Here is a 13,222-nt window from a genome sequence, read left to right as displayed (position 1 = left end):
ACGCAGGGCACGCTGTTCTGTCAACCTATCGACCCTGCTGGCGGGTCCGGTGTCGGATGGAGGCGGTCCAGCGGTCCAGCGGTCCAGCGGTCCAGCGGTCCAGCGGTTCAGGCGGTGAGACCGGCGAGGTCGGTGTGCATCTCCCACACGAGGATCTCGGCCGGGCCGGACGGCGTCGCGGTGACCCGCTGGCCGCCGGTGGCCGTGAACCGGACCGCGTCGCCGGTGTGCAGGGCACCCGCGCCCTCCAGCTCCACCTCGCCCGTGGCGACGAACAGGTGCAGCCAGGGAGCGTCGGGCAGGGTGACCTCGCCGCCGGGCGCGAGCCGAGCAGCGTGCAGGGCCGCATGCCGGTTACGGATCCGGATGGCGCTGTGCCCGTCATGGCGGGCCATCCCCGAGGCGACCGGGACCAGGCCGCCGCGCAGCAGCTCGTCGCCGATCTCCAGCTGCTCGTAGCCCGGGTCGATGCCCCGCGCGTCGGGCGCCACCCACATCTGGACGAAGTGGACCGGCTCGTCGTGCGGCTCGCCGCCGAGACGCCAGGAGTCGTTCTTCTCCGAGTGCAGGATGCCCCGCCCGGCGCTCATCCGCTGTGCCAGCCCCGGGTAGATGACCCCGGCGGTACCGGTGGAGTCCTGATGCACCAGCGAACCCCGCAGCACCCACGTGACGATCTCCATGTCCCGGTGCGGATGGGTCTCGAAGCCGGTGCCGGCGCGGACCGTGTCGTCGTTGCTCACCAGCAGGACGCCGTGATGGGTGTTGTCCGGGTCGTAGTGGTGGCCGAACGAGAACGAGTGGTGGGAGTCCAGCCAGCCCATCCGGGTCGCCGCCCGGGTGTGGGCACGGCGGATGTCCACCTGTGCCCCGGCTGTTGCCGACCGCTGCCGGTCCTGCGGCTGCTGGTCGACCTGCGACGACGTGGGACGACGGGAGGACGCGGTGCTCGTCATGACTAGACCTTCCAGTACTTGGTGCGGTCCGGCCACATCGCCGGATGCTTGCACATGCAACTACCGTGACCGGCCATCTCTTCCCCATGGGATGGATGCACCTGCGCACCACGCCGCGGGGGGACGGGGGCTGACCTGGCCAGGATTACCGCCGGGTCTGCCGGGATATGGCACGCACACCGGGTACCCGGCCCCGCAGGCGATCAGGCCAACGATCAGGCCGAGGCCGACGACGAGCCGGCCGAGGTCGCAAGACGGAGGAGAGGAACATGAGGCCAAGGATTCACGTGATCACACTCGGAGTGAGTGATCTGGCACGGTCGCTCGCCTTCTACCGCGACGGACTCGGTTTTCCCTCGGCCGGGATCGTCGGCACCCAGTTCCCCGGCAGCGCGACCGAACCCGCCGGCGCCACCGCGATGTTCACCCTGGACGACGGCCTGGTCCTGTCGCTCTATCCGCGCTCGGAGATCGCCAAGGATGCGGGTGTCGACCCGGCGCGGATCGCCGGTTCCGGGGTGGCACTCGGTCACACGGTCGAGCGCCGCGAGGACGTCGACACTGTTCTCGAGCTTGCCCGCCGTGCCGGCGCGGCGGTGCCCGGTCCGCCGCACGAACGGCCCTGGGGCCTCTACGCCGGCCACTTCAGCGATCCCGACGGCCACCTGTGGGAGGTCGTCCATTTCATCCCGGGCGTCGGCCTGGCCGACGACCCCGCCCGCGCCACCAGCCAGCCCGGCCAGCCCGGCCAGCCCAGCCAGGATGCCGCGCCGTCCGGGATTCTCACCTGACCGACCAGCGACGACGGTGACATTGGCGGATCGCTGGGCAGACTGATGCCTATCAGAGGGTCTTCGGTCGTCGGCGGTCGGCCGGTTGTCCGATCGGCGCTCGAGGATGGCGGTTACCGCCGGCTCGCGCAGCCGGCGCTCGACGGAGGAAGTGTTCTGATGACTGTGACCAAGGTACTGTCGGTGGTTCCGGTGGCCGATTTCGACTCGGCCGCGGACTGGTACGAGCGGCTGTTCGGTCGGTCCGCCGACGCGCGTCCGATGCCGGGACTGGCCGACTGGCACATCACCGACGATGCCTGGGTGCAGGTCTTCCGGGACGTCCAGCGGTCGGGGCAGTCGGCGTTGAATCTTGCCGTGGACGATCTGCAGTGCGAGGCGGCGACGCTCGCCGGCCGCGGAATCACGCTCGGTGAGGTCACGACGACGACCAAGGGTGCGAGGCTTGCCTCGGTCGACGACCCGTTCGGCAACACCATCACGCTGATCGAGAACCCGTCGACCTGACCGGCCCGAGACCTGCGCAGGCAACCGAACCGGCCACCGGTGTGCAGGTGGCGAACGTGGTGGCCCGGGGCCGACAGCGGCGCACGGTCATCCGGCTGCGGTTTCCTCCCCCCGGGATACCGGCGGAGGCGTAACGGTGGTATTTGACGGTGGCCATGGGACCCCCACTACCTGCGCCCATCCGTGCCGCGTCTACATTGGCGACGCTTCGCCCTGCGGAAACGGAGGATGAAAGGCAGGCGCATGACACCAGGGGCACCTCAGGACTCGTCGATACCACAGCCAGTGGTCGTCATTGGACTGATGACCTATGTGGTTCCGGCTACCGGCGGGTTCACCTTTGGCCGCGACCCGGCCAGCACGCACTGTCTTGACCCGGATGACCTCGGCGTTTCCCGGTCCGCCGGGGCCATCGTCCACCGACGTCGGCACTGGTGGATCGTCAATGCCAGCAAAACGCATCCGCTGACGATCCTGGAGGGCGGGCTGCGCGAGACGCTCATGGCCGGCCGGTCGCGGTTGGTGACCGAGTCGACAACGATCTGGGTGGCTGGCCGGTTCCGCACCCATGCGTTGCACGTCCAGTTCCCGGACGGGCCGGCGGACCTCGGTCTGGACCAGGTGCAGGTGGGGTCGTCCGTCCCCGGGGGCCGTCGAGAACCTGCCGAGTTCGCACAGCGGGTCGCCGGAACGGTACGCCAGCGCCTCTCGATCCGGCCGCGCTGACGACGGCCGCGACGCCCAGACCGCCGGCACTGTCCGTCCTGTCGCCGCCCGGCCGGCTGCACCGAGGTCGGGCGGCTGCACCGAGGTCGGGCGGCTGCACCGAGGTCGGGCCGCCTCGAGGCTGAGCTGTAAGCCGATCGAGATGTGGATCACTCGTTACAACGGACTGTGGCCGAGAAAAGTCGACGTGTCTCTCTGGAGAAGCTTACCCACGTAAATATTGACCGCTGGTAACTGTCGACCTCCGGCTGCCACATTTCTTCAAGGTCGTGATTTTCTGTATAGCGCATTGCGAAAATCGGCAACTATGGGTAGTGAAAGCTCGAAAATCGACCTCCTATCTTACCGTGGAGGTCCGACATTGTGGGTCGTCGCGTCGCTCAAGGGGTTGGCGAGTGGTCCGAGCCTCCGCGCGGCGACTCGGGGCGACTCGCCGTGTGTTGCACAGTGTGACACCAAGCGTGTCGGGCAGCTCCTCGCTGCCCACGGTCCCGGGTCTGTCCGTGGCGTGGCCCGTCGCTCGTCCGCGGTGTCGTCCGGATGTTCTGTCAAGGCCGTGAAAACTGGGCTTGGTGACGGCGTGTGAGGATGTCGGACCCATCTGACAGGGTGAAGTTTTCTGGCGCCGATGGTGCGGCGTGTTCTCGGCCGGGCGGGCTTCTGTCGTGGACGGCCGGTCGTTGCCCGGATCTCGCAATGCGTAGGCAGGTCTTTCCGTGCGGCAAGGAGGCGGTGGCGGACGGGTGTGATCATCGCCGTGGGAGTGCATCCGAATGCGGACTGCGGTGGGTTGCGGGGTGGGGGTTTCGTGGCTGATGTACTCAGCGTGAGAGAGTGCCAATCGGTGCCACTTAGCTGGGTAAGTTTTCCGGAAGAGACCACTGAGCCTTTTCGGATCACCTCGGGTAGCGATCAATGGGTACAGCGTGCGGATGGTCGTCCGCGGGGAACGCGGCCTCGATGTCCAGGCCGCCGGTGGGACGGGCCGTCGCGTGCAGGGTGGCACCGTGGGCGTCGGCGACGGCCCGGGCGATCGCGAGGCCCAGGCCGTGGCCGCCCCCGGCGTGTCGGATGCGGCGGCCGTCGAGCTGCTGGAACGGCTCGAACAGGCGGTCCACCTGCGTCGACGGCACAACGGGGCCCGAGTTGCGCACACGCAGACGGGGGGTTCCGTCCGCGCTGGTGGACGTCATCACCTCGACGTCGCCGCCCGGATGGTTGTGTCGCATGGCGTTGTCGACGAGGTTCGCCAGCAGGCTCTCGACGAGTCTCGGGTCGCCGCGGACCGGCGCCGGGTCGAGGGACGCCACGACAGTGAGGCCCGCCGGCGCGTCCGGCGGACCGCCCGCCAGGACCTGGCGGGCGAGGTCGGCCAGGTCGAACGGCTCGCGCCGGTCCACGTCCTGCTGACCGCCGGCCAGGGTGAGCAGCGAGGCGATCAGCTGCTCCTGTGCGGTGCCGAGTACCAGCACCTCGCGGCAGGCGGCCCGGAGCGCGTCCACAGCCGGGTCGGGGTCGGCGAGGGCGACCTGGAGCACGGCCTGCTGCGCGGCAAGCGGGGTGCGTAGCTCGTGGGAGGCATGTGCGACGAAGCGTCGCTGTGAGGTGAACGCGGCCTGCAGGCGGGCGAACAGATCGTCGAGGGTCGCGGCGAGCTCGGCGAACTCGTCGGCGCGGCCGGTGGGGCCCAGCCGGCGGTGCAGGTTGCTCGCCGAGATGTCCCGCGCGGTGGCGGTGATGGCGCGCAGGGGCCGCAGGAAGCGGGTCGCCACCAGCCAGCCCACACCGACGGAGGCCAGGGCCAGCACGACCATGGTCAGCGACCAGGCCGCGAACGGGAAGTGCGTCGTCGTGACCGACCTCGCCACGGGCCCGTTCCCGCCAGACCCGACCCCGCCGGACCCGACCCCGCCGGACCCGACCCCGCCAGACCCGACCCCGCCGGACCCGACCCCGCCAGACCCGACCCCGCCAGACCCGACCCCGCCGGACCCGACCCCGCCAGACCCGACTCCCGGCGGCCCGGTGTCGACGGGCACCGTGACACGGATGCCGACCAGTGCCCCGGTCAGCAGAATCGTCCCGGACACGAAGAACGGGACGGCGTAGAGCAGCATGAGCTGTGTCCGCAGCTGCCGGAGCGCCGGCCGTCGCAACCGGATGATCACTGTTCGCCGATCCGGTATCCGCCCTCGCGCACCGTGTGCAGCACGGGGGGATCGCCGAGCTTGGCCCGCAGCCGGCGGATCGTCGTCTTCACCGCCGTCGTGAACGGGTCCGCCGCCTCGTCCCACACCCGTTCCAGCAGTTCCTCGGCCGGCACGGGCCGTCCGGCGGCGGCGAGCAGACATTCGAGCACGCCGAGTTCCTTGGGGCTCAGGTCGAGGCGCAGCCCGGCCCGGGCAGCGACCCGTCGGCCGGGATCAAGGGTGAGATCCCCGTGCTCCAGCACCGGCGGCACCAGGGTGGTCGGCCGGCGGGCCAGCGCCCGCACCCGGGCGACCAGCTCCGCGAAGTCGAACGGTTTCGCGAGATAGTCGTCGGCGCCGAGACCCAGGCCGTCCACCCGGTCCCGGACGGTGCTCGACGCGGTCAGCATCAGCACCCGCGGAGCCGAGCGCGGGGCCGGCCACAGAGCCGGGCCGGTAACCGCCGGGCCGGCGGCGGCCGGACCCCTTCCGGTCGGGCCCGTGGCAACCAGGCGTCGGCACACGTCGTCCCCGTGTGTGCCGGGCAGGTCCCGGTCGAGCACCACCACGTCGTAGCGGGTGGCCGCGAGTCGCGCGAGCGCCTCGTCCCCGTCGAGCGCGACGTCGACCGCCATCCCCTCGCGGCGCAACCCGGTGCGGACCGCACGGGCCAGCACCTCGAAGTCCTCCACCACCAGGACGCGCATGCCCCCACCATCCCAGGCCCGTGGTGTCAGCCAGGTGTCGTCCGGCGGCACCGGCCTGACACCGGTGGACGGCTAGAACCCGGTCCTATGGTCTTCCCATCCCTGCTCGCCCACCCGACGATCACCGTGACCGGGCTGCACAAGCGGTTCGGCGCGACCACCGCCCTCGACGGGATGACGTTCGCCGTCCGACCCGGGCAGGTCACCGGCTTCGTCGGGCCGAACGGCGCCGGCAAGTCGACCACCCTGCGGATCATCCTCGGTCTCGATGCCGCCGACACCGGCGAGGCGCTCGTCGACGGGCAGCCCTACCGCGCCCTGCGCCATCCCCTACGCCACGTCGGCTCACTGCTGGACGCATCCGCCCTGGGACCCGGCCGCACGGCCCGCAACCATCTGCTGTGGCTGGCGCACTCCCAGGGGCTCGGCGCGCGCCGCGTCGACGAGGTGCTGGAAACGACCGGGCTGACGTCCGCTGCCCGGCGCCGGGCCGGCGGGTTCTCCCTCGGCATGCGCCAGCGGCTCGGCATCGCCGCCGCGCTGCTCGGTGATCCACCGACGCTCCTGCTCGACGAACCGTTCAACGGCATGGATCCCGAGGGGATCATCTGGCTGCGCCGCCTCATCCGGTCACTCGCCGCCGACGGGCGTGCGGTCCTGCTCTCCAGCCATCTGATGCGGCAGCTGGAAGACATCGCCGACCGGGTGGTGGTCGTCGGCCGCGGTCGGGTCCTCGCCGACGCGGCCGTCGGAGACCTGCTGACGACGGTGTCGGACGGCCGCGTCACGGTGCGACCTGTCGCACCGATGGCCGTGGGCGGCGGCGAAGCCGAAGCCGCAGCGGTCGCCGGGGCCGGCGCCCTGGACGTGGCGACGGCTGTTCTGGTGGACGGCGGCGGATCCGTCCTACCGGCCGGGGACGGTTCCCTGGTCGTGGCCGGCCTGTCGGCCGAGGCGATCGCCGCACTGCTGGGCCGACATGGCGTGCCGTTCTCCGAGCTCACCGCCCACCGGGCGACGCTCGAGGACGCCTACCTGCAGCTCACCGAGCAGGCCGTCGACTATCGAGCCCCGGCCGTTGCCGACCGGGGCGTCCTGCCCGCGGATGCCCGGTGACCGCCTTCGCGCGCACGCTGCGCGCCGAGTGGACGAAGTTCCGCACCGTTCGCGGCTGGGTGCTGGCCTCCGTGGCGACCGCCGCGCTGATCGTCGCGTTCGGTCTGGTGCCCGGCATGCGGGGCAGCTGCGGAAAAACCGGACCCGGTTCCGAGTGCAGGCTGCCGGTGGGCCCCGGCGGACAGGAGGTCAGCGACAGTTACACCTATTTCCACCAGCCGCTGTCCGGAGACGGCACCATCACCGTCCGGGTGGGTGCGCTGACCGGCCTGCTGCCAGGCGACGACCCGAACCAGCCGCGGCACGGCCTCGCCCCCTGGACGAAGGCCGGTCTGTTGCTGCGGGCGGGCACCGTCCAGGGCTCGTCCTACGCCGCGGTCACGACGACCGGCGCCCACGGCACCCGGCTGCAGTACGACTACACCCATGATCTCGCCGGCCAGCCCGGCGGTCCGGGCCAGCCCGACACGTCCGACGCGGCCGGCGGCTCCAGCGGGACCGGTTCCGCGGGGCCGCGCTGGCTCCGACTCGCCCGGACCGGGGACACCATCAGAGGCGCCGAGTCGCCTGATGGCGTCCGGTGGACCATGATCGGATCCGCCCGACTGCCCGGCCTGGCGACGACCGTCCAGGTAGGGCTGTTCGTCACCTCGCCGCAGTACTCCGGGGAGGTTCACCGGGGACTGGCGTCCGGCGCCTTCGGTGGGCCGAGCCAGGCGACGGGCACCTTCGACCACCTCGCCATCGCGGGCGGTTGGACCGGTACGGCCTGGCAACCCGACGTCGTCGGTGGCGAGCGAGATGCCGTCGGTGACCAGCTGGACGGCCCGGCGACCGGCGCCGAGAGCGTCGAGCGCGTCGGCGACATCGTGCGGCTGACCGGCTCCGGTGACATCGCCCCGGCCGTGGTCGGCGCCGCGGGACTGGGGGTGTCGCTGAGCCAGACCCTGGTCGGCACGTTCGTCGGACTGATCGTCGCGGTCGTCGTGGGCTGCGTGTTCGGCACCGCGGAGTACCGCCGCGGACTCGTCCGCACGACGTTGCTGGCCAGTCCGGGCCGGACTCGGGTGCTGGCGGCGAAGGCGGCCGTGGTCGGCACGGTCATGTTCGGTGCGGGCCTGGCCGCGGCGGCGGTCGTGGTCGTCCTCGGACAGCGGGTGCTGCGCGGCAACGGCGTGTACGTCCACCCCACCCCGACACTGACCGAGGTACGCATCGTGGCCGGCACCGCCGCGCTGCTCGCCCTCGCCGCGGTCCTGGCGCTGGGCCTTGGCACCCTGTTGCGGCGCGGCGTCACCGCCGTCACCCTGGCGATCGTCCTCGTGGTGCTGCCCTACCTGCTCGCCGTGACGGTCCTGCCCGCCGGGCCGGCGCGGTGGCTGCTGCGGGTCAGTCCGGCCTCGGCCTTCGCGCTGCAACAGGCCACGCCCGAATATCCACAGGTGGCGAACCTCTACACGCCGGTGAACGGGTACTTCCCCCTCGCCCCGTGGGCCGGGCTGGCAGTCCTCGTCAGCTGGGTGGCGGTGGCCCTCGCCGTGGCCGCCCTCGCGCTGCACCGGCGGGACGCATGAGGCCGGCGGGACGCATGAGGCCGGCGGGACGCATGAGGCCGGTGGGAGATATGGGATGCGTGCTGCGCGCCGAGTGGACCAAGGCACGCACGTCCCCTGGCATGTCGTCGCTGCTGGCGACGATGGTCGTGGTCACGGTCGCCCTCAGCGCGGCCGTGGCCGCCACCGCAGATCCGCTTCCCGGCGCGGACCTGCCGAAGCTGGGCCTCACCGGGGTGCAGCTCGGTCAGGCGGTCGTGGCGGTTTTCGGGGTGCTGGTGATGGGGGAGGAGTACGCCACCGGCCTGGTCACGGTGACGGTGACCGCGGTTCCCCACCGCGCCATGGTGCTGGCGGCCAAGGCGGCGGTCGTCATCGGTCTGGTGGCTGCCGCGGCGACCGTCGCGGTGGCCGGATGCGTCCTCGTCGGCTGGCTGCTGGTGCCCACCGGCGCCGGGGTGCCCACAGGCGCCCTGTCGTCTGCGGCTGCCGGGCTGCATGCCGAGGTGCCCGTACCTGCCGCACCGTCCCCGGATGCCGTGGCCGTGCGCCCGGCCGTCGGCTCGGTGTTGTACCTGGTGCTCATCGGCCTGCTGAGCCTCGGGGTCGCGACGAGCGTGCGCAGCTCCGCCGTCGGGGTGGGCATCGTCCTGGCACTGCTGTACGTGCTGCCGATCGTCACCGCTGTGGTCGCCGATCCGACCTGGCAACGGCACCTGCGCCAGCTCGGACCGGCGAGCGTCGGACTCGCGGTGCAGGCGAGCACCGCAGACCCCGAGATCGGCCCCTGGACAGGCCTCGGGATCCTGGTCCTGTGGGCCGTCGGCGCGCTGCTCGCCGCCGCGATTCTCCTGGCGCGCCGGGACGTCTGACCTGCGCCGTCGGCGTTCTTCCACGGTGGATATCGGCGGTGACCGAGTACACCCCGCGGCCGTCCACCAGATCGACGACCACGCGAAAACGGGCGGTGCCGCGCAGCGCGTCGGCAGCGGCGGCAAAAACGGGTGGCGGGCCGTTTCGGTCCTGCGCGATGATGCCGCGACTCGCGGTCACGAGAGACGTCGAGCGCGCTGCGTCCGCCTGAGGGAGAAGCATGTCCGCCACCGCCGCCGGGTCCTCGGCCGCGTCGTCGATCGCCGGGGTCTCGTCGAGCAGCTCGGCGCCCGAGGTCCGGGTGGTGGGTGGGGCGCTGCGCGGCACCCTGGAGTCGGGCGTGGCGGTCTTTCGCGGCGTGCCCTTCGCCGCGGCGCCGGTCGGTGCGCTCCGGCTGGCCGCGCCCCAACCGGCCGGGAGCTGGGATGGCGTGCGGCCGGCGCAGGCGTACGGTCCGCCTCCACCGCAGTCGGACGTGCTGGGCGGGGGCCCGTCATCCCAGGGCGTGGTGGGTGGTGACCCGGCGGGTGGCGACTGGCTGACGGTCAACGTCTTCACGCCCGAACCCGACCCGGCGGCTCGGCTTCCCGTGCTGGTGTGGATCCACGGGGGTGCGTACACGATCGGTGCGTCCGACCGGCCGGAGTACGACGGCGGCCACCTGGCCCGTGACGGGCAGGTCGTGGTCGTGACGTTCAACTACCGCGTCGGGATGGAGGGCTTCGCGCAGATCGCGGGGGCACCGCCCAATCGGGGCCTGCTCGACCAGGTCGCGGCCCTCGAGTGGGTCCGCGAGAACATCGCCGTCTTCGGGGGCGATCCGGATCTGGTCACGGTGTTCGGCGAGTCGGCGGGCGGCGGATCGGTCGCGGCGCTGCTGGCCATGCCCCGGGCGGTCGGGCTGTTCCGCCGGGCCATCGCCCAGAGCGTGCAGGGCACGTACTTCTCGACCGAGCTTGCCGCCGACATCGCCGCCGCCTGCGCGGGTGAGCTGGGACTACGCCCCACCGTCGCGGACCTGGCCGCGACGGATCCGGACCTGCTGGTCGTCGCGGGCGACAGCATCGCCGCCACGCTCGCCGAGCGGGCAGGGCGCTGGGGGCGGCCGGCGCATCGGTCGGTCCTGTTCGCGCCGGTCGTCGACGGCGAGGTGCTGGCGAGCACCCCGTGGCAGGCCGTGGCCGCCGGCGCCGGTCGCGGCGTCGACCTGCTCGTCGGTCATACCCGTGACGAGCAGCGACTGTTCACCGCCATGGCCGGCCAGCTCGGTCAGGTGAGTGCCGAGCAGGCGGCCGTCGCCCTGCGGGACTTCGCCCCCGGCCCCGACGGTGCCCGCCGTTACCGCGACGCCTACCCGGACGCGGGCCCCGCCGAGCTGTACGAACTCGTCCTGTCGGACTGGTCGTTCCGGATGCCCACGCTGCATCTCGCCGAGGCGCAGATCGCGGGTGGCGGCCAGGTGCACCTGTACGAGCTGACCTGGCGTGCTCCTGGCCTGGGCGGCGCCCTCGGCGCCTGCCACGGCCTCGATGTGCCGCTCGTGTTCGGCAATCTCAGCAGTGGCCAGCCCGCCATGCTGCTCGGCGAGGTTCCCTCGGCGCAGGCCGTGGCGTTGTCCGCCCGCATGCGCGCCGCGTGGACCACCTTCGCCGCGCAGGGCGACCCGGGCTGGCCTGCCTACGATCCCGACCGGCGCCGTACCCAGATCTTCGACGCTTCCCCCGAGGTCGCCGCCTACCCGGAAGAAAAGAGTCGGCTGATCTGGCTGACGCATTCTTTCTCGATTCTTCCGCTCGTGGGCACATAGACGTTTCTGGTGGGATCCGCCGACGCTCTCCTGGTCGCCGCACCGTTCCAGGTGGCTTCTGTGGCCAGGGCGCAACGGCAGGTAACCGGCGCCGCCTGCGGCCGTCTGCGTGTGCTGGCGGGTGGGTGGTCGTGGGGGTCCCTGGGTCGCGGGCAGCCTACCGCAGTGGGAATCTTTCTCCGCACTCACCGTATCGGGGTTGTGTGGCGCATAACACACCTGTACGGTAACGCCCTACTTATTGGGCTAAGTGACGGTCCGAATGCGGTGCGGCTCGATGATCGTCCGACGAGCCGCACCGTCGGCGCCGAACATGGACGTAAAGGATGTAATGAAGTACCCGATTTTCAGGAGGACCACCGTCGCCGCGGCCACGGTGCTGGCGGCGGTGCTGACCGTCACCGCCTGTGGCCCCGTCAGGTCGTCGGCCCGGCCAGCGTCGTCGGCGACGCAGCCCTCGTCGGTGGCGTCAGGTGACTTCGGCAGCGCAAAGGGTGTCTGCGGTCCCGGGACGCCCAAGGGTTCGTCGGCGCGTGGCGTGACGCCCACCTCGATCCAGGTCGGTGTCCTCAACGACGTGACCAGCCAGCTGCAGCCGGGCCTCGGCCAGGAGTACCTGGACACGGCGAAGGCCTTCGTCGGGTGGTGCAACGCGGCCGGCGGCATCAACGGCCGCACGATCCGGTTCGTCTCCCGGGACGCGCGGATGACCGAGGCACCCGCGCGCATCTTCGACGCCTGCCGGAGCGACTTCATGCTTGTCGGCGGCGCGACGCCGCTCGACGATGCGACCGTGCGGCCGCGGCTCGCCTGCGGCCTGGGCAGCATCCCCGCCTATGCGGCCTCGGCGGCAACAGCGACCAGCCAGCTGCTGGCACTGGCGAACCATGGTCCGTCCCGCGAGGCGAACGTGCTGCTTGTCCGGCGGTTGCTGGAGCGTCAGCCCACGGCGCTGCGGCAGGTTGCCTATACCGCGCTCGACGCTCCGTCCCTGCTGGTCACGGCCGGGGTGCTCAACCGGGCCATCAACCAGGCCGGTGTCCGGTCGTCTCTTGTCCGGGTCCCGATCGCCGCCGCCGGCCTCCAGAGCATCGTGGCGCCGCTTGTGGGCCGGGCCTCGGCGATGGTCGTGGCGCCGGGTGATCCGACCGCCCTGTTCCGGGCGATGACAGACGTCGGCTTTCAGCCCGACCTGCTGCTCGACGTCCTCGGAACGGCCTACACCCCCGTCGTCACGGACGCGTTGCGGGCGGTCCCGGCGGTCACCGCACCGTTCTACTCGCAGACATACCGGTTTCCACTGGAGTTGGCCGACCAGAATCCCGCGACCAAGCTCGCCGTCGGTCTCGTCGGGAAGGTGAGCTCCTACCGGGCCCGCGACCCCGAGATCGTGAACAGTTTCGCGGCCTGGATTCTCTGGGCGCAGTCCGCGACGGCCTGCGGCGACGACCTCACCGTGCAGTGCGTCATCGACCGGGCGACGGCGCAGCACAGCTTCGACGCGGGCGGACTGACGGCGCCGGTCGACGTCGCCGACCCGCTGGCCGTCCCGCCGTGCAGTCTGATTCAGCGGGTGTCCGCCGCGGGGTTCACCTATGACAGGGAGCTGACCCGTCCCACCCAGGGGGTGTTCAACTGCGACCCGGGCAACGTGGTCTCGGTCGTCCCGTAAGGCAGCTCGTCTGCCTTTCTCCTGGTTCATGGCCGGGTGCTGGGGTTTTACCCTAGGATGGCGCGGTGTCGACGCCGCGCGTGGACGCCGCGGGGGGTGGCGGCACCGATCATGGGGCGCCTGGCGATCCCGGGGCCCCATCCCCATCCCCATCCGAGGCCGCGCCCGCACCCTTTTTCACGCGGGCCCGGCTGTCCTATCTGTTCTCGTCGGTCGGCCAGGAAAGCACCACCGCCGTACTGGCGCCGTTCCTCGCCGGGACGCTGGGCGCCGCCCCGGTCGTGATCGCCGGGGTGGAGGCCGCGGGGCGGGCCGGCGGCACGGC

11 protein-coding genes and 1 pseudogene are annotated in these 13,222 nt (G+C 71.7%); 9 read left to right on the top strand and 3 right to left on the bottom strand.

What is annotated here, in order from left to right:
* Positions 1-107 precede the first annotated feature (107 nt).
* Positions 108-956 (bottom strand): pirin family protein, encoded by an 849-nt coding sequence (locus ND747_RS25010; RefSeq protein WP_251736641.1) that lies wholly within the window; start codon positions 954-956, stop codon positions 108-110.
* A gap of 287 nt (positions 957-1,243) precedes the next feature.
* Between ND747_RS25010 and ND747_RS25005 the strand changes: the two genes are divergently transcribed.
* The 3 genes from ND747_RS25005 to ND747_RS24995 all read left to right on the top strand — a co-directional run bounded on the left by ND747_RS25005 (position 1,244) and on the right by ND747_RS24995 (position 2,980).
* Positions 1,244-1,747, top strand: a complete 504-nt coding sequence (locus ND747_RS25005) for a VOC family protein (protein WP_251736640.1) — start codon at positions 1,244-1,246, stop codon at positions 1,745-1,747.
* A gap of 159 nt (positions 1,748-1,906) precedes the next feature.
* Positions 1,907-2,254: a VOC family protein gene (locus ND747_RS25000; protein ID WP_251736639.1), complete on the top strand. Its 348-nt coding sequence runs from the start codon at positions 1,907-1,909 to the stop codon at positions 2,252-2,254.
* Positions 2,255-2,557: 303 nt separating this feature from the next.
* Entirely contained in the window at positions 2,558-2,980 is a 423-nt protein-coding gene (locus ND747_RS24995; RefSeq protein WP_251736638.1) for a hypothetical protein, read from the top strand.
* Between the two features lie 896 nt (positions 2,981-3,876).
* Here ND747_RS24995 and ND747_RS24990 read toward each other — a convergent pair.
* Complete coding sequence (locus ND747_RS24990; protein WP_251736637.1) at positions 3,877-5,097, bottom strand: HAMP domain-containing sensor histidine kinase; 1,221 nt, start codon at positions 5,095-5,097, stop codon at positions 3,877-3,879.
* Between the two features lie 47 nt (positions 5,098-5,144).
* Positions 5,145-5,876, bottom strand: coding sequence for a response regulator transcription factor (locus tag ND747_RS24985; protein ID WP_251736636.1), 732 nt, complete (start codon positions 5,874-5,876; stop codon positions 5,145-5,147).
* 87 nt (positions 5,877-5,963) lie between these two features.
* Here ND747_RS24985 and ND747_RS24980 point away from each other — a divergent pair, with 87 nt between their 5' ends.
* The 6 genes and pseudogenes from ND747_RS24980 to ND747_RS24955 form a co-directional block, all read left to right on the top strand.
* On the top strand, positions 5,964-6,992 hold the full coding sequence (locus ND747_RS24980) for an ATP-binding cassette domain-containing protein (RefSeq protein ID WP_251736635.1): 1,029 nt from the start codon (positions 5,964-5,966) through the stop codon (positions 6,990-6,992).
* Complete coding sequence (locus ND747_RS24975; RefSeq protein ID WP_251736634.1) at positions 6,989-8,566, top strand: ABC transporter permease subunit; 1,578 nt, start codon at positions 6,989-6,991, stop codon at positions 8,564-8,566. Before ND747_RS24980 ends, ND747_RS24975 begins: the two co-directional genes overlap by 4 nt.
* Before the next feature lie 50 nt (positions 8,567-8,616).
* Entirely contained in the window at positions 8,617-9,417 is an 801-nt protein-coding gene (locus tag ND747_RS24970; RefSeq protein WP_251736658.1) for an ABC transporter permease, read from the top strand.
* 221 nt (positions 9,418-9,638) lie between these two features.
* Positions 9,639-11,225, top strand: coding sequence for a carboxylesterase/lipase family protein (locus ND747_RS24965; RefSeq protein WP_251736633.1), 1,587 nt, complete (start codon positions 9,639-9,641; stop codon positions 11,223-11,225).
* Positions 11,226-11,556: 331 nt separating this feature from the next.
* Positions 11,557-12,897, top strand: coding sequence for an ABC transporter substrate-binding protein (locus ND747_RS24960; RefSeq protein ID WP_251736632.1), 1,341 nt, complete (start codon positions 11,557-11,559; stop codon positions 12,895-12,897).
* Positions 12,898-12,962: 65 nt separating this feature from the next.
* A pseudogene (locus tag ND747_RS24955) lies at positions 12,963-13,222 on the top strand (MFS transporter); the annotation flags it as partial.

Source organism: Frankia sp. R82 (genome assembly GCF_023716925.1).
Lineage (GTDB): Bacteria > Actinomycetota > Actinomycetes > Frankiales > Frankiaceae > Frankia.
The sequence above is the reverse complement of the archived record's forward strand: the minus strand, read 5'-3'. Positions and strand labels throughout refer to the sequence as shown.